The organism is Xanthomonas sp. LF02-5, assembly GCF_034105325.1.
GTDB classification, from domain to species: Bacteria; Pseudomonadota; Gammaproteobacteria; order Xanthomonadales; family Xanthomonadaceae; genus Xanthomonas_A; species Xanthomonas_A sontii.
On sequence record NZ_JAXGGF010000002.1, the window covers coordinates 169,990 to 185,471 of the forward strand.

Sequence of the window (15,482 nt, forward strand, 5' to 3'; positions counted from 1 at the left end):
TGAGCTGACAAACGCAGCGACCCGTCGCGCTGCAGCCCTGCCGCTTTTCCCATTCCCCATTCCCCATTCCCCACTCCCGGCCCCCAAGCGATGAGACCCGCCCCGCTCCTGCTGGCCCTGCTCGCGCTGTGGGCGCTGTACGGCCTGGCCGTGGCGCTGGGCTGGCTGCCGCTGTGGAGCTGGCAGGCGGTCGCAGCGGGCATCGCGCTGGTCGCGGCGCTGGATGCATGGCGGCTGTGGCGCCGGCCGACGCCGCAGGTGCGCCGCGAGCTGCCCGAAGCGCTGCCGCTGGGCGTCCAGCGCGACGTGGTGCTGCACCTGGACAGCGCGCAGCGCCAGCGCGTGGACCTGTTCGACCTGGTGCCCAGCGGCTGGGAGCTGCAGGGCCTGCCGCAGCGCATGACCCTGCCCGCCGCGCATCAGACCCAGGTGCGCTACCAACTGCGTCCGACCGCGCGCGGCCGCTTCGTCTTCGACGGCACCCACCTGCGCCTGCATGCGCCCTGGCGCCTGTGGTGGCAGCAGCGCCTGGCCGGGTCCGCACAGACCGTGCGCGTGTATCCGAACTTCGCGCCGCTGACCCGCTTCGCCCTGTTCAGCGCCGAACAGGCTTCGCGCCTGGTCGGCGCGCACCTGAAGCGGCGCCGCGGCGAAGGCACCGACTTCCACCAGATGCGCGAATACCGGGTCGGCGACAGCCTGCGCCAGATCGACTGGAAGGCGACCTCGCGCGCGCGCAAGCTGATCTCGCGCGAGTACCAGGACGAGAAGAACCAGCAGTTGCTGATGCTGATCGACACCGGGCGGCGCATGTTGGCCAGCGAGCGTGGCCTGTCGCACTTCGACCATGTGCTCAACGCCGCGCTGGTGGTGTCGTACCTGGCGCTGCGCCAGGGCGACGCGGTCGGCATGATGGCCAGCGGCGGCGACGCGCGCTGGGTGGCGCCGCAACGCGGCATGGCCACCGTCGACGTGCTGCTGCGGGCCAGCTACGACCTGCAGCCGCAGCCGGTGGCCACCGATTACCTGACCGCGGCCACCGAACTGTCACTGCGCCAGCGCCGCCGCGCGCTGGTGATGCTGGTCAGCAACGTGCGCGACGAGGACATCGAAGACCTGCTGGCCGCCGTACGCCTGCTGCAGCGCCGCCACCTGGTGTGCGTGGCCAGCCTGCGCGAGCGCGAACTGGACCAGGCGCTGGCGGAGGACGCACACGAGCTGCCGCAGGCGGTGCAGGCCGGCGCGGTGGCGCGCTACCTGCAACAACGCAGCGCTGCGCATGACGCACTGCGCAGCCACGGCGTGATGGTGCTCGACGTCACTGGCGAGGAACTGCCCGCCGCGCTGATCGAGCGCTACCTGGCGGTGAAGCGGGACGGGTTGCTGTAGCGCGTGGCCGCGGCGCCGCACCGCTCGGCCGCGCATGCCGGCGGCGCAAGCGCGGCACTCACTGGCAGTGCTGCAACAGCTTCTCCAGTTCCGCCGCGGCGACGGCGGCAGGTGCCTTGCTCTTGATCAGGTCATAGCAGGCCATGGTCGATATGCCGCTCGCCAACCGTTGCGCAGCCACGCCGGTCGAGAACATCTTGCCCAACCCGATCGACGCCGAGCCCTTGCCATTGACGGTGCTCGTGCCATCGAAGCTGCCAAAGACGGAATAGGAGTCGCCCAGATTGCTGCGCGCGATCTTCGCATTGGCGGACTTGAGAATGGCTTCCTGCAACTCCGACGCTTTTTGCTTGCTGGCGTACTCGGACGCCACGGCGGCGGCGTTCTGCCGCAGGTCGTTCTCGCTCTGAGCGAAGCCCGCGAGAATCGCCTGATCTTCGGCAGTGGGCGCGAGCGCGTCCATGGCGCTCTTCGCGGCGATCACGTCCGCCTCTTCGACCGTGCCCGGGCTCGCCGCCGCTGCCTGCAGCGACGCCCATTTCAGCTTCGCTTGATCGTATGCGCTTTGCCGCTTGGCGGCGGCGCTGTAGCTGTCGCGCAGTTGCTTGAGCTTGCTATCGGCCTCGATCATCGCCTGCTTCGCCAGCGTCTCCTCCGACAACGCCCTCGCATAGTCAGTCGATGCCTTCTTGGCCGCTTCGATCCGCGCATCTTCGCTGGTCCCGTCGGCGTCCGAATCGCCCTCTCTGGCGACGCCGGAGATCACCAGCAGCTCGTAGCCCTTTTTGCTGCAGTCGGCACCGGCAACGCCGTCGTTGCACTTTCTCGCCACCGCCACCGGCACATAGGCCGCATCCACCTGCTTGTAGCCCAGGTTCATCGAAATGCCTGGGTTTTCGGTGGATGCCGTGGAAACATCGACACCGAAGCTCGTCTTCGACGCGTAGACCAACGGCGCCTGCTCCAAATGTGCGCAGCCGCCCAACAGCAGAACAGAGAAACAAGCCAGAGACGTTTTCATCGTGACACCTCCTGTGATGCGATGCAGACCTGAGACACATCGCCACCGCCGGCCTGCAGGATCGCAAGCAGGCGGCGGACCTCGGCTTCGGTATTGGACATCAGCACGATGCGGCACGCGTCCGCATCCGGGGGAACATAGATCGCGGTTTCGGCGTGCCAGCCCAGCGTCCACGCGCGCGGGGTCTGCGAAATTCCCAGCCCGCGCGAACGGATCGCCACAGGGGCCAATCCCGTCGTGGCGACGCGTGCACCGAACAGGCCACGCACGACCACGTCCTCTCGCGCGGTGGAGACCGTCACCACCGCGCACGCACTGCAGTTGGCTGCGACGCACGCCAGCAGCACCAGCACTCTGGCGCGAATACGAGATGCAGACATGCCGGCCCCCGCAGCACTCCCCGATGTCGATCTTCGTCAGACGGGCAAGCCCGGTCAATCGTGACGAGTATCACATCGTAGACATTTCGCATGCGTCGCGCGTGGCGCGACTGCGCCGGCCGCATTCACGGCGAAGAATGAAACCGCAGACGCCGCCGCTACGTTGCCGCCGCAGGCACCGACGGCAGCTGCGCACTGGCCTGCTGCAGACGCTGCAGCGCCCGAAGCATCAGCGGCCGATGCCGCGCCAGCTTCATCCACGCCGGCAACCGCGCCACCATCGAGCGCCCGAACAGGCCGCGGCGTTCGCGCAGCGTCGCCGACACGTAGTCCTGCAGCTCCTGCAGATGGCGCGGGTTGTAGGCCCACAGCAGGCCGGCGCGGGTCGGCGCGACCAGCGCCAGCGGCATGCCGAAATGCGGATCGTGGGGCGAGCCGTCGCGCACGCGCCGCGGCTGCACCGCCACCGCACAGTCCTTGCGACACGACGCGCAGCGGCCGGGCAAGGTCTTGGGCGGCGGTACAGCGGCGGCCGACGCTGCACAGACATGCACCCACTGATGCCCGCAGTGGCCACAGGCCCGGCGGCCGACCAACTGCACCATTCCCACCCAGTCGTCCGCCGCGCTGTCCAACGCAGCGCTGCACTGCCCGCAACGAAAGCGTGCCTGCCAGCGGTAAGGCTCCCACTGCGCAAGTACCCAGCCCGGCGCGCCGCAGCGATGGCAGCGCACCGCCACCTGGTCGGCATACGCGGCCAAGGGCGTTCCGTCGTTGCGATGCCGACGCGGCGCATCAGGCGACGCCGTGTCGGCGCGCGACACAGACTCACGCATACAGCACGCCCGGCCGCGCCTCCTCGACGATGGCGTGCGGCAGGAACCGCGCGCTGTCGCGGGTGATCGGGCCATCGTCCTCGCGAATGCCGATGCCGCAGGCGCGGTCGCCGACGATCCAGCTGCCGACCATCGGGTAGCGACCCTCGAACGCCGGCAGCGGATGCGCCTGCTGGCGGATGTAGGGCCCGGCATAGGGGCCGTCGCTCTCCAGCACGCGGCCATCGTCCAGGTGCAGCACGATGTTGGCGCCCTCGCGCGAATGCAGCGGCTTGCGCACCCAACCCGGCGGCAATGCGCTGCCGTCGTCGAATGCGGCCGGCAGCAGGTTCGGATGGCCGCGATGGCGCTCCCACAGCAGCGGCAGGATGCCCTTGTTGCTGAGCAGCGCCTTCCACGGCGGCTCCAGCAGGCGCAGGCCCGATCCCGGCAGCGCCTGGCCGAAACGCTCGGCGAACATGTCCTCCAGCGGATACAGCTTGAACAGCGCGCCGATCACCGTGTCGTCCAGATCGGTATAGCGGCCGTCGCTGGACAGGCCGATGTCCTCGATGGCGATCAGCTCGCCGCCGACGCCGGCCTGCGCGGCGCAGTCGCGCAGGTAGGCAACCGTGCCCTGATCCTCTTCCGAATCGCGCACCGCGGCGAAGTACAGCGGCGGCGGCAGCCCGCCGGCGAGCGCGGCGAAGCGCTCCAGCAAGGCTTCGTGGATGGAGTTGAACTGGTCGGCATCGTCCGGCAATCGGCCCTGCGCGCGCTGGTCCTCCAGCCACTGCCACTGGAAGAACGCCGACTCGAACAGCGAGGTCGGCGTGTCGTAGTTGAGTTCGTAGAGCTTGGCCGGGCCGCGGCCGTCGTAGGCCAGGTCCAGGCGGCCGTACAGATGCGGCTCGCGGCGCCGCCAGCTGTCGGCGATCCAGTCGCGGAACGCCGGCGGGATCGCCAGCCGCTGCATCAGCGCCTCGCTGGCGACGATCTCGTCGAGCAGGCCCATCGCCATCGCGTGCAGTTCGGCACTGGGGTCTTCCAGATCGCGCTCGATCTGGCGCAGGCTGAACGCGTAGTAGGCGCGTTCGTCCCAGTAGCGCTGGCCGTCGATGGTGTGGAAGCGGAAACCGTACTCCGCGGCCTGGGCGCGCCAGTCGCCGCGCTCGACGATCGCGATGCGTTTCATGCGGGGTCTCGTGCGATGAGGGAAAAAGCCGGACTCAGCTGCCGAAGCCGCGCCCACCGGCGGATTCGCCGAAACCGCCGCGGCTGACGGTAACCGCACGGTTCGGCGTGGCGCCGATATGGGTCATGGTCTGGTTGCCGCGCAGCATCGTGCCGCTGCTCGCCGCACCGGCGCCACCGGAATAGGACGCCGGCCGCTGCCACTGGTTCTGCCGGTCCTGGTAGGCGGGAGCCGCATTGAAACCTGCAGCGCGATTGTTGTTGAGCATCTGCGACAGGAAGAAGCCGGTCATCATCGGCCCGATGAAGGAATGGCCGTGGCTGTCGCGCTGCTCCACGCAGCGATCCTGCGCATAGTCCTGCGCGCACTGCTCGCGGCTGGCGTACTTGGGCCCCTGCTCGGCCGCCTGCTTCTGCGCCTGCGCGAAGGCCTCGCGGCAGGTCGCGATGTCGTGGGTCTGCGCCACGCAGGCATCCACCGAGGTGTACAGGCCTTCCTGGGCCTTGGCCTCCGGCTCGCGCCCGCAGGCGGTGAACAGCAGCGGCGCGGCGCTCATCAGCAACAAGGCGGTCGTCTTCGACCTTTTCATGGCAACGTCTTCCTGAGTCCAGCCACGATGATGCCCGGTTCCGCCGGCCGCGGAAACCCGCGGCCGGCGGTTGGCATCACTGCGGACGCACGCGCGACGCGTCAGCTCGTCGGCGGCGGCGGCACGTAGCTGGACAGGCGCGCGTCGAAGTACGGCTGCACCGCGGCGATGTTGGACTTCACCTGGATGTCCATGCCGACGTCGCGGCTCATGCCCAGCACGTCGTTGTCCGGCCAACCGGGACCGAAGCACCACTGCGTGCTGGGGATGTTGTTGGCCTGCAGATGCGCGAGCATGCGCTTGGTCGCCAATTCCGCGCTGGCATTGCCGGCCGGATAGCCGTGCTCGCCGAGAAAGCCGCGCTTGCCTCGGTGTCCCAGCCAGTCGATGAACGGCTTGACCATCTCGATGCCGGTGTCCGGCGCAACGTTTTCATTGCGATTGGTCCAAGCACCGCCTCCGCGGCCCTCGTCGTCCAGATAGTTGTGCGCCTCGTAGACGATGCGGTCGTACGGGTCGGGGATCGTATCCAGGTTGTTGGACGCCTCTTTCCACCGGCGGGCGCTGGCGTATTCGTTGCCGCAAACGAACACGTAATGCGACCGGTCGAAATCGAAGATGCGCGCCGCGGTGGCGGTGGCAGTGCGCAGCCAGTGATCGGCCATCACCAGCGTGCTGCCGTCGGCGTTGCGCTCCGGTCCTTGGTAGGGTTCGTTCATCAGGCCCCAGCCGAAGATCGCCGGATGCGAGCAGAAGCGCTGCACGATGCGGCTCCACAGATCCGGCAGGCCGGCGGCGTTGTACAGCGTGCAGCCCGGCGTACCGATCACGCGATATTCGTAGAGCTTGAGCAGGTTGTCGGCAGGATCGAAGTAGGCCAGGTACAGGAAATTGCCCTTGCGGTAGGTGCCGTTCCACACCGTTTGGTCGGCCGGATCGGCGACCGCGCGGCCGTCCGGCCCGATCAGCTGGCCGGCGCCATCGCGCCGGTAACCGGACTTGCTCGCGACCTTGATCGGCAAGCGCATGTAGTCGTGCAACTCCAGGATCGCCACCTTGCCGCGCTGCGCGAGCCGGTTCAGCACTTTCTCGACTTGGTCGCAATACGTGGCGTTGAGCGGCATGCCCTGGCCGGTACTGAAGCGTGCGGCGGTGGTGGGCAGGCGGAACAGCGGGCAGGCGCCGGCGGCAACGATGTGCTGGTCGCTGATGTCGCGGTAGTGCCGGTCGATGATGGCGTTGTCGACGAAGTTGTTGGACGCCAGCCCGGACAGGTTGAGGCCGGCGAACGGCAGCGTGCCCGCGGCGCGGGCCTGGCCGCCAAGGCCCCAGAGCGCGGCGCCGGCGGCGATGCCGACACCGGCGCGCAGCACGCTGCGGCGACCCGGATCGGCCGGAGTGGAAACAAGGGACGGGATGGGGGAGGAAACAGCGGAAGACGACGAACGCACATGCCGAAGCATGGACACCTCCTGTGGTCATGATGGGCGAGCCGGGCCGACGCCCCCTGACGCACCGGCCACCGCAGTCTGCCAAGCGCAGGCAGGCAGGTCTGCGACCCGCTCCGCACTCCCGGGCGGCGCGCGGCGGCGCCAGCCTGCGTGCTAACGTGGTCGGCCCACCGGTGGGCGTCCAGGACGGTTGCAGCAGCAACGATCCGATCGCGCCACCATCGCCAGCCTCCCCGCCCGCTCGTTCGCTGCTCCCATGCCCGACTATCGCTCCAAGACCTCGACCCACGGCCGCAACATGGCCGGCGCCCGCGCGCTGTGGCGCGCCACCGGCATGCAGGACGCCGACTTCCACAAGCCGATCATCGCCATCGCCAACTCCTTCACCCAGTTCGTGCCCGGCCACGTGCACCTGAAGGATCTCGGGCAACTGGTCGCGCGCGAGATCGAGCGCGTCGGCGGCGTGGCCAAGGAGTTCGACACCATCGCCGTGGACGACGGCATCGCCATGGGCCACGACGGCATGCTGTACTCGCTGCCCAGCCGCGAGATCATCGCCGACTCGGTCGAGTACATGGTCAACGCGCACTGCGCCGACGCGCTGGTGTGCATCTCCAACTGCGACAAGATCACCCCCGGCATGCTGATGGCCGCGCTGCGCCTCAACATCCCCACCGTGTTCGTCTCCGGCGGGCCGATGGAAGCCGGCAAGACCAAGCTCGCCGACCACAATCTGGACCTGATCGACGCGATGGTGATCGCCGCCGATCCCACCGCCTCCGACGAGAAGGTCGCCGCGTTCGAGCGCAGCGCCTGCCCCACCTGTGGCTCCTGCTCGGGCATGTTCACCGCCAACTCGATGAACTGCCTGACCGAAGCGCTGGGCCTGGCCCTGCCCGGCAACGGCACCGTGGTCGCCACCCACGCCGACCGCGAGCAACTGTTCCTCAAGGCCGGCCGCACCGCGGTGGAACTGTGCCACCGCTGGTACGGCGCCGAAGACCCGCGCGCGCTGCCGCGCGGCATCGCCACCTTCGAGGCGTTCGAGAACGCGATGACCCTGGACATCGCGATGGGCGGCTCCACCAACACCATCCTGCACCTGCTCGCTGCCGCGCAGGAGGCCGAGGTGCCGTTCACCCTGCGCGACATCGACCGCCTGTCCAAGCGCGTGCCGCAGCTGTGCAAGGTGGCGCCGAACACGCAGAAGTACCACATCGAGGACGTGCACCGCGCCGGCGGCATCGTCGCCATCCTCGGCGAACTGGCGCGCGGCGGCCTGCTGCACACCGACCAGGCCACGGTGCACAGCCGCACCCTGGCCGACGCCATCGCGCAGTGGGACATCACCCAGAGCGACGACCCCGCGGTGCAGACCTTCTACCAGGCCGGGCCGGCCGGCATCCCCACCCAGGTCGCCTTCAGCCAGGCCACGCGTTGGCCGAGCCTGGACGCCGACCGCGCCAGCGGCTGCATCCGCGACGTCGCCCACGCCTACTCGCAGGAGGGCGGGCTGGCGGTGCTGTACGGCAACATCGCCGAAGACGGCTGCGTGGTGAAGACCGCCGGCGTGGACGAATCCATCCACGTGTTCGAAGGCAACGCCAAGGTGTTCGAAAGCCAGGACGCCGCGGTGAAGGGCATCCTCGCCGACGACGTCAAGGCTGGCGACGTCGTGGTGATCCGCTACGAAGGCCCCAAGGGCGGCCCCGGCATGCAGGAAATGCTGTACCCGACCTCGTACCTGAAGTCCAAGGGCCTGGGCAAGCAATGCGCCCTGCTCACCGACGGCCGCTTCTCCGGCGGCACCTCCGGCCTGTCGATCGGCCACGCCTCGCCGGAAGCGGCGGCGGGCGGCGCCATCGGCCTGGTCCGCGACGGCGACCGCATCCGCATCGACATCCCCCACCGCCGCATCGACCTGCTGGTCTCCGACGCGGAACTGGCCACGCGCCGTGCAGAACAGGATGCCCGTGGCTGGAAACCGGCGGAACCGCGCCCGCGCAAGGTCAGTACGGCGTTGAAGGCGTACGCGCTGCTGGCGACCAGTGCGGACAAGGGGGCGGTGCGGGACAAGGCGATGTTGGAGGGGTGAGGTGTTGTCATGGAGACCGCGGATTGCCGCGGTCTTCATGACTTCCTGGCACTGCACTGTGGGAGGGACTTCAGTCCCGACGCGGATCCACACAAACGACCACAGATGGTGGCTTTTCTTGATGCTGGCGTTACTCGATGCCGGCGTCCAGCCTATCTAGTAGGCTGCACACGGCAGACGGCCCACGCCACAGCACATGCGGGTGGATCTGCTATGCAAGCCGATTTACGATGGATATTGTCTGCCGATGGGCACGATTAAGCACCGCATCTAGCCAACAGACACTCGCTCGACCCGGGCTGTTGACGGCTAGAGCCGCGGCCACCGTCCGGCAAGCCTTTGATGCAACCCAAGAATTTCTAGTTTTGCGGGCGCCCGCCATCGGTGGGATACTTGCCGCATCACCGCTTTTGGGCGGTCCAATAGTAGCTATACGTCGTGAACACACCCTCGGCCGGCCGTCTTGCCTTTAAGTACCGTAGCGGCGACGCCACGACGCTACCGAGAGACCTGAAGGCATTGGCGGATGCTGCCTTCTATGCAGCGGATCGTCACTCTCTGAATGATCCCTTTGAGGGCCGCTTTGACCGCTCGCCCCTTGACACCCAGTTTGAACTTGCTAAGAACGTCGCCTCAGTCATTGCACCGAAGGTTTCGACATCTCTAGATACAGTAGAAAAGGCAACGGGCAGCTTGTTGTCGTTTGCCGACAAGAGCGGCATCTTTTCACTGAGCTACAACCCGCTGCAGGAACTAATCTGGGCTCACTATGGTGGCTCGCACCAAGGCTTCTGCATTGGCTATGACCTTGAGAAACTGACTTCTTTTGAGCCCAACGTTCATCGCGTGATTGAAGTTCACTACAGCAACACTGCTCCAACCATCAGCACAGTAGACTTGATGTCAACCGGAGATCCAGCTCCTGTACTTCGCAAGATGTTGGGGGTCAAGTCGAAACCCTGGTCATATGAGGAGGAGGTGCGACTTGTCACGCAGCCTCCAGGACTTCACGATCACGACTTTAGAGCGACCAAGACCGTCTACTTCGGCCTGAGATGCCCGGAGTCGACGATCATGGCTGTTATGGAGACTTTGGCCGGGCGTGGCGTGACTTACCAGCAAGTCGTGAGCCCACCTTCCTCCTATACACTCAAGTCCGTAGCAATCCTTGACCGCTTCGCCTCAGCTCCTACCTATAAAGCGAACGTTGCACCAATAAGTGAAGGTGCGATCTATCTTGATGACCTGAAGCCAGAACAGAAGCAATACGCCGCCTATCTTCGCAAGGCTGCCGAGATCGTCCGCAGAGAACCTTATTGTCAAGAGATTCAACTGGTTGACTTCAGCTCAGAGAAGAGTACCCCGACCCGCCCCGTCATCTTCGTTCAATACCAACACGCGCCAAACAAATGGGTCAACCATTACCTCACACTCCCCGAGATTGATAAGCTGTATCCGCTGCTTCAACTGCCGAACGACGTATAACCGCTCTGTCGAGGCGAGGCCCAACGACAAGCTACCCTGGCCGCCTCATGGTTGTAGTTATCATCCGCCCGGCGGCCAGGGCACCTCGCCGTTGGCCCGGCCTCATCTCGAGCTTTGGGCCTCCAATGAAAGAACTTCGCTTCCCAAAAGAGTTGACCGTCCGATTTCATCTGGACGGTAGCAACCCTACGAGCAGCTCATCTGGCCAAGCTGGGCTTGATGCGCTCGCAACGATCGAGAAGAACGGCTCTGAACTCATCATGGCGGCCGTGACGCTCGAGGACCGGATGATCCAAGCGGTGAGCAAACTGCTTTTCGGTACTACCACTGAGACTCGCAAAGCGCGAGAGTTCTTCGCGGAGGAAATCATGGGCACATCCGATTTCTCCTATGCATTTAAGCGCCGCGTATTCACAAGGCTTCTTGAAATCAGTGGGGCATTGGACTCGGACAGCATCAAAGAGCTGAAGGCTGGCCTAAACAAGGTCATGGAGTGGCGCAACGCTTTCGCACACGGCAAAGTATTGCAAGAGTACAACGCGGGATACGTGCTTCAGTACTACAGTGGTGGGCGGAAGGAGCTATTACTAGATGATGCGTTCTTTGAAGCGGTTGAGAGCACACTCCGCAACTGCCTCTATACCTGCAACGGAGTCATACAGACAGAGTAGCTTGAAGCCTAACAGTTCGCCCAAGCCGAGGCGCTTCGCGGCGTGAATTAGCTCATGTGTTAGGCAGCAAGTTCAAATGAACTTACATGTTCGGCTGATGTGGCGACGCCGCCACGCGATCTATACAGATACTGAGGTCCGCGGGGTGCATGAACTCATCGAAACTGCGCCAGGGGTGCGACGTGGCCTCCGCTCTACAGCGCCATAGACTGGGTGTCGAGCGAGAGATATCTGCAGATTCGTCGAATGACACCTGATTCCTCAGCACGTGCTAGCTCGCGATCCGGCCATACTCAGGACTCAGCCATCATGAAGTCCGCCCTTCTTGCCTTTTCTCCAGCCGCTTTAGCCTTTTTTGTACCACTTTCAATAGCACAGGACTTCGAACCCGGCCCTTCCATCACCCAAGCGACACTCAAGGACTCCGAGAGCGAGTACCAACACAGCCCACTCTGCGACAAGGAAGAACTTACCCTGTGGGCCTGCCAAACACGCAAACGCGCGTTTTCACTGTGTTCGTCGAAGGCGATCAACCGGACCTCGGGCTATCTGCAGTACCGAGCGTCGGAGAGCGGCAAGCTGGTGCTGCAGTACCCCGCACAGCAGAAGCCGCCGACGGGTCTCTTCACTTACAACACGTTTCCCAACGGCAACGCATCGATCGAGTTCAGCAACGGCGGCTACCGGTACAGCCTGTTCGACCCGCTCAGATCCGCTTCGTCCATCTCCGTCTCCGGACCTGGAGCATCGGACAAGACCACGCAGATCGCCTGCGGCCCGAACCAGACCCTCCAGCTCAACTACACGATGCGGTTGATGTACGACGCAGGCGTGTGGGTCGATCCCTGAGTGCGGCGAAACAGGCCGCGGCGTCGGCGTCCCGCTCCTCCCGACCGGCCGCCGCCCGAGTGCGGTGGCGGTAGCGGTCGACGCAATCTGCGCTTGCTACACTCGGCGCGACGGCCCGGCTCCCGCGAGCGACCAAGCCGACGCCCGTACCAAAAGCGCCACACCTTAGGCGTTTTCTCCCACAACCTCTTTCTCTCTCGTCGACTATCGGTGCCATCATGAAACAGGCCATCGCGCTTCTCCTGCTCGCCTTCGCCTCCTCGTCCGCTTTCGCGGCCAGCAGATCCTGCGAGGAGTTGAAGGCCGAGCTCACCGCGAGACTCGATGCCCGCGGGGTCAAGGACTACACGCTGGAGATCCTCGACAACGCCGATATCAAGGCGGACCGCAAGGTCATTGGCAGTTGCGCGGCGGGGAGCAAGAAGATCGTCTACAGCAAGAACAAGTCGTCGACGTAAGCGACATGGGTTGTTACGTCATGGGTTGTTACGTCATGCATGCAACGTGGACGCGAGGCATTGTCGTCGCGCGGAGAAGGAGCATGTCATGCAGGTAGTAGATCACGCACCTCATGCCTGGTTCCTCCTGCGCGACGGCGACACGCTGCTGCTCGACGTCAACTGCAACCATGGCCCGGTCGGTTACGCGTGGACCATGGCGTTGACAGTCCAGGAAGTTGCGCAGTACCGCGCGCTCGGGCGTGATTTCATCACGCAGCTCGCCGAGCACGTGCAATCGACCGCGCCGGGGGTGTTGGGCAATCGGTCGCCGTATCTGGTTCGCAAAGCGGATGCCGAGACCCGCCAGCGGGTCACCGTGGCGATCAAGGCCTGGATCAAGGACAACTGATTGTCCGCCGCGAGCCGTACTCCCCCGCTATTTACGCCGTAGCATTGTTTTCTACCAGCGACAGAGACAATGACAGAGAATCCGGAAGCCCAACGTCGCAACGCGCCCCGCACGACAATGCAGCCCGAGCAGCGCGCATCCGAAGAGACCGCGCTTCCCCTTCCCAAGGAAACGCTCTGGGCCTTGTTCGATTACTTGAACGACGTACTCGCCGATGGCTGCGATCATTCCTTGCGGCTCACCACACAGTTCCTCGCGTCCCAGGATGTCGCTCCGGAGTCGGTCATCCCCTGGCTCGGTGCGCACGGAGGCTTCTGCGATTGCGAGGTGCTGTTCAATGTCGAAGAGCGCTGGGGCAAGCCGTGACCGGACATCGACCTGATGCATGACCTTCCGTATCACTTCCTGGCCGATCTGCTGCTGCATCCTGCGCAACCAGGAAGCAAGGTGACTGCGCTCGTCTCCGGCCAGTGGTGCGCCATTCTCTGCATCGACCAGCAACGGTGGTCGGCCCGCCTTACCTTCACCGGCAGCCCATCGCCCGGCGATACGTTCCGCGCAGGGGTGCAGTTGCTGATGCCTGACGCACTTGCCCATTTCCCGGCGGGTGCCGATTTCACGCTCTGGGCGAACGGCAGTGAAGGGACAGGCCACGTGGTCTCGAGGGCGGCCTGACAGCCACATGGAACCCGCATGCATGTCGACATCACCCACCACGTGGACGCCAGCGAGCCCGACGACGGGTACGGTTACTACTATGCCTACACCCTCTACCGCTTCAGCGACGGCCGCGATCGGTTGCTGGCGCGCAGCTACGACGACGATGCGGATCAGGCGCATTTCCTGAACATCGAAGTGGACGGACACGTGCGCTTGATGATCGACGCGGTCCTGCGGCATCCGCTGCTGCTGGCCGCCGCGGCGTACCTGGGCGAGACCGGCAAGCGTAGACTGCGCTGGCTGAGCGGCCGCGGCGACGGTTACGAGCCCCTGCCCGCCCAGCCCACCATCGGACCAGCGGAGGCTCCATGAAGCGCGTCACCGGGATTGGCGGCATCTTCTTCAAGGCACAGGACCCGGCCGCGCTGCAGGCCTGGTACCAGCGGCATCTCGGCATCGACGTGCAGGCCTGGGGCGGCACCGCCTTCGCCTGGAACGACGCCAGCGGCGCGCCGGTCACCGGCTCCACCGTCTGGTCGATCGGCGCGGCGGCGCAGGAGCCGCACTTCTCGCCCGGCACGGCACCCTTCATGATCAATTACCGGGTGCACGATCTGCACGCGCTGGTCGCGGCGCTGCGCGAGGAAGGCTGCCACGTGCTGGACCGCATCGACGAGTCCGAATACGGCGCCTTCGCCTGGGTCATCGACCCGGAAGGCAACAAGGTGGAGCTCTGGCAGCCGCCCGCCGGGCAGTAGTGCCCGCTCCGGCCGGTCGACTGGCCGGCCGGTAGCTCGGGACGCCCAACCGGTCAGCGTCGAACCAGCCCCGCCGACATCGCCCGTGCACGCCGACCGGTGGATGGCACCGCCGACCGGCGGCACACGATCTTCGCTCGCCCTGCACTGCGCTATCACTACTGTCCGCGCTCATTGTCCTGATCGGGATCCGCGCCACCGATGAATGCCTCCCTCCCGAGTTCCCCCTCGCCCCTGCGTCCCTTCGCGGCGCGGGTCCTGGTCGTCATGGCGCTGGGCGCGCTGGCGCTGCTGGCCTGGCAGTTGTCGGAGCTGCTGCTGATCGTGTTCGGTGCGGTGGTGGTGGGCGTGCTGCTGCACGGGCTGGCCACGCTGTTGCGCAAATGGTTGCCGCTACCGGAGTGGGCGGCGCTGGCGCTGGTGATCCTGGTGCTGGTGCTGGCGCTGTCGGCGATCGTGCTGCTGTTCGGTGCCGAGGTCGCCGCGCAGATCGACACCTTCCGCGCCACCTTGCCGGCAGCCTGGAACAAGTTCCATGCCTGGCTGCAGTCCGGCCCGCTGGGGCCGCAGATCGAGCGCATCCCCGACCAGTTGCGCGACGGCGCCTCGACCCTGGCCACGCATGCCGGCGCCATCGTGCTGTCGGCCGGCGGCGGCGTCACCGACGCGGTGCTGATGATGGTCGGCGGGCTGTACCTGGCCGCGCAGCCGCGGCTGTATCGCCAGGGCCTGCTGCACCTGCTGCCGCGCGACCGTCGCGGCGTCGCCGACGAAGCGCTGACCGCCAGCGGCCAGGCGCTGCGCGCGTGGCTGACCGGCCAGTTGCTGGCGATGGCGGTGATCGGCACCCTGACCGGCATCGGCCTGTGGCTGCTGGGCGTGCCGGTGGCGCTGGGCATCGGGCTGCTGACCGCGCTGCTGGACTTCATCCCGATTGTCGGCCCGATCGTGGCCGCGGTCCCGGCGATCCTGCTGGGCTTCACCGTCAGCCCGCAGGTGGCGCTGGGCGCGCTGCTGCTGTTCGTGGTGCTGCAGCAACTCGAAGGCCACGTGCTGCAGCCGCTAATCCAGGCGCGCGCGGTGGACCTGCCGCCAGCGCTGCTGCTGTTCTCGCTGTTCGGTATCGGCGTGCTGTTCGGGCCGATGGGCGTGGTGCTGGCGGCGCCGCTCACCGTGGTGCTCTACGTGCTGGTCAAGCGCCTGTACGTGCAACATGCGCTGGGCGATGCCGAGGGCGCGGAGGGCGCCGGAAAGCCCGCCGCCTGATCTTCGGTG

The 15,482-nt window shown here is 66.0% G+C and carries 18 protein-coding genes; 12 read left to right on the top strand and 6 right to left on the bottom strand.

Annotation, left to right across the window (positions count from 1 at the left end):
- Positions 1-90 precede the first annotated feature (90 nt).
- Positions 91-1,389, top strand: a complete 1,299-nt coding sequence (locus tag SLW52_RS06740; RefSeq protein ID WP_152237724.1) for a DUF58 domain-containing protein — start codon at positions 91-93, stop codon at positions 1,387-1,389.
- Positions 1,390-1,447: 58 nt separating this feature from the next.
- On the opposite strand, the gene SLW52_RS06745 is transcribed toward SLW52_RS06740, so the two are convergent.
- The 6 genes from SLW52_RS06745 to SLW52_RS06770 form a co-directional block, all read right to left on the bottom strand.
- Complete coding sequence (locus tag SLW52_RS06745) at positions 1,448-2,410, bottom strand: hypothetical protein (RefSeq protein ID WP_226977985.1); 963 nt, start codon at positions 2,408-2,410, stop codon at positions 1,448-1,450.
- Positions 2,407-2,790, bottom strand: a complete 384-nt coding sequence (locus SLW52_RS06750; RefSeq protein ID WP_225851499.1) for a hypothetical protein — start codon at positions 2,788-2,790, stop codon at positions 2,407-2,409. The genes SLW52_RS06745 and SLW52_RS06750 overlap by 4 nt, the downstream gene beginning before the upstream one ends.
- Positions 2,791-2,948: 158 nt before the next feature.
- Positions 2,949-3,551 (bottom strand): hypothetical protein, encoded by a 603-nt coding sequence (locus SLW52_RS06755; RefSeq protein ID WP_320739805.1) that lies wholly within the window; start codon positions 3,549-3,551, stop codon positions 2,949-2,951.
- A 67-nt stretch (positions 3,552-3,618) separates the two neighbouring features.
- On the bottom strand, positions 3,619-4,800 hold the full coding sequence (locus SLW52_RS06760) for a glutathionylspermidine synthase family protein (protein ID WP_320739806.1): 1,182 nt from the start codon (positions 4,798-4,800) through the stop codon (positions 3,619-3,621).
- A 34-nt stretch (positions 4,801-4,834) separates the two neighbouring features.
- Complete coding sequence (locus tag SLW52_RS06765) at positions 4,835-5,389, bottom strand: DUF1190 domain-containing protein (RefSeq protein WP_193314267.1); 555 nt, start codon at positions 5,387-5,389, stop codon at positions 4,835-4,837.
- A 101-nt stretch (positions 5,390-5,490) separates the two neighbouring features.
- Entirely contained in the window at positions 5,491-6,741 is a 1,251-nt protein-coding gene (locus SLW52_RS06770) for a cellulase family glycosylhydrolase (protein ID WP_320740072.1), read from the bottom strand.
- Positions 6,742-7,096: 355 nt separating this feature from the next.
- Between SLW52_RS06770 and ilvD the strand changes: the two genes are divergently transcribed.
- From ilvD to SLW52_RS06825, 11 genes are all read left to right on the top strand, one after another.
- Positions 7,097-8,935: a dihydroxy-acid dehydratase gene (ilvD, locus tag SLW52_RS06775; protein ID WP_320739808.1), complete on the top strand. Its 1,839-nt coding sequence runs from the start codon at positions 7,097-7,099 to the stop codon at positions 8,933-8,935.
- A 438-nt stretch (positions 8,936-9,373) separates the two neighbouring features.
- Complete coding sequence (locus tag SLW52_RS06780; protein ID WP_267123549.1) at positions 9,374-10,420, top strand: DUF2971 domain-containing protein; 1,047 nt, start codon at positions 9,374-9,376, stop codon at positions 10,418-10,420.
- A gap of 125 nt (positions 10,421-10,545) precedes the next feature.
- The gene (locus SLW52_RS06785) at positions 10,546-11,091 is read left to right on the top strand and encodes a hypothetical protein (protein WP_267123548.1); all 546 of its coding nucleotides are present in this window, start codon (positions 10,546-10,548) and stop codon (positions 11,089-11,091) included.
- A gap of 309 nt (positions 11,092-11,400) precedes the next feature.
- Positions 11,401-11,940, top strand: coding sequence for a hypothetical protein (locus SLW52_RS06790; RefSeq protein WP_267123547.1), 540 nt, complete (start codon positions 11,401-11,403; stop codon positions 11,938-11,940).
- Between the two features lie 218 nt (positions 11,941-12,158).
- Positions 12,159-12,398: a DUF1161 domain-containing protein gene (locus tag SLW52_RS06795; protein WP_320739809.1), complete on the top strand. Its 240-nt coding sequence runs from the start codon at positions 12,159-12,161 to the stop codon at positions 12,396-12,398.
- Between the two features lie 88 nt (positions 12,399-12,486).
- The gene (locus tag SLW52_RS06800; RefSeq protein ID WP_320739811.1) at positions 12,487-12,789 is read left to right on the top strand and encodes a hypothetical protein; all 303 of its coding nucleotides are present in this window, start codon (positions 12,487-12,489) and stop codon (positions 12,787-12,789) included.
- A 69-nt stretch (positions 12,790-12,858) separates the two neighbouring features.
- On the top strand, positions 12,859-13,155 hold the full coding sequence (locus SLW52_RS06805) for a DUF2695 domain-containing protein (RefSeq protein ID WP_267100117.1): 297 nt from the start codon (positions 12,859-12,861) through the stop codon (positions 13,153-13,155).
- A gap of 15 nt (positions 13,156-13,170) precedes the next feature.
- A complete protein-coding gene (locus SLW52_RS06810; protein WP_320739812.1) occupies positions 13,171-13,464 on the top strand; it encodes a hypothetical protein in 294 nt (97 codons plus the stop codon).
- 18 nt (positions 13,465-13,482) lie between these two features.
- Positions 13,483-13,821 (top strand): hypothetical protein, encoded by a 339-nt coding sequence (locus SLW52_RS06815; RefSeq protein ID WP_320739813.1) that lies wholly within the window; start codon positions 13,483-13,485, stop codon positions 13,819-13,821.
- Positions 13,818-14,207, top strand: coding sequence for a VOC family protein (locus tag SLW52_RS06820; protein WP_017915156.1), 390 nt, complete (start codon positions 13,818-13,820; stop codon positions 14,205-14,207). Before SLW52_RS06815 ends, SLW52_RS06820 begins: the two co-directional genes overlap by 4 nt.
- A gap of 267 nt (positions 14,208-14,474) precedes the next feature.
- The gene (locus tag SLW52_RS06825; protein WP_043095472.1) at positions 14,475-15,473 is read left to right on the top strand and encodes an AI-2E family transporter; all 999 of its coding nucleotides are present in this window, start codon (positions 14,475-14,477) and stop codon (positions 15,471-15,473) included.
- Positions 15,474-15,482: the final 9 nt, after the last annotated feature.

Excerpts from the sequence above, each read along its gene's own strand:
- SLW52_RS06740 (WP_152237724.1), top strand. The coding sequence starts at position 91 with ATGAGACCCGCCCCGCTCCTGCTGGCCCTGCTCGCGCTGTGGGCGCTG.
- SLW52_RS06745 (WP_226977985.1), bottom strand. The coding sequence starts at position 2,410 with ATGAAAACGTCTCTGGCTTGTTTCTCTGTTCTGCTGTTGGGCGGCTGC.
- SLW52_RS06750 (WP_225851499.1), bottom strand. The coding sequence starts at position 2,790 with ATGTCTGCATCTCGTATTCGCGCCAGAGTGCTGGTGCTGCTGGCGTGC.
- SLW52_RS06760 (WP_320739806.1), bottom strand. The coding sequence starts at position 4,800 with ATGAAACGCATCGCGATCGTCGAGCGCGGCGACTGGCGCGCCCAGGCC.
- SLW52_RS06765 (WP_193314267.1), bottom strand. The coding sequence starts at position 5,389 with ATGAAAAGGTCGAAGACGACCGCCTTGTTGCTGATGAGCGCCGCGCCG.
- ilvD (WP_320739808.1), top strand. The coding sequence starts at position 7,097 with ATGCCCGACTATCGCTCCAAGACCTCGACCCACGGCCGCAACATGGCC.
- SLW52_RS06785 (WP_267123548.1), top strand. The coding sequence starts at position 10,546 with ATGAAAGAACTTCGCTTCCCAAAAGAGTTGACCGTCCGATTTCATCTG.
- SLW52_RS06790 (WP_267123547.1), top strand. The coding sequence starts at position 11,401 with ATGAAGTCCGCCCTTCTTGCCTTTTCTCCAGCCGCTTTAGCCTTTTTT.
- SLW52_RS06795 (WP_320739809.1), top strand. The coding sequence starts at position 12,159 with ATGAAACAGGCCATCGCGCTTCTCCTGCTCGCCTTCGCCTCCTCGTCC.
- SLW52_RS06800 (WP_320739811.1), top strand. The coding sequence starts at position 12,487 with ATGCAGGTAGTAGATCACGCACCTCATGCCTGGTTCCTCCTGCGCGAC.
- SLW52_RS06805 (WP_267100117.1), top strand. The coding sequence starts at position 12,859 with ATGACAGAGAATCCGGAAGCCCAACGTCGCAACGCGCCCCGCACGACA.
- SLW52_RS06810 (WP_320739812.1), top strand. The coding sequence starts at position 13,171 with ATGCATGACCTTCCGTATCACTTCCTGGCCGATCTGCTGCTGCATCCT.
- SLW52_RS06815 (WP_320739813.1), top strand. The coding sequence starts at position 13,483 with ATGCATGTCGACATCACCCACCACGTGGACGCCAGCGAGCCCGACGAC.
- SLW52_RS06820 (WP_017915156.1), top strand. The coding sequence starts at position 13,818 with ATGAAGCGCGTCACCGGGATTGGCGGCATCTTCTTCAAGGCACAGGAC.
- SLW52_RS06825 (WP_043095472.1), top strand. The coding sequence starts at position 14,475 with ATGGCGCTGGGCGCGCTGGCGCTGCTGGCCTGGCAGTTGTCGGAGCTG.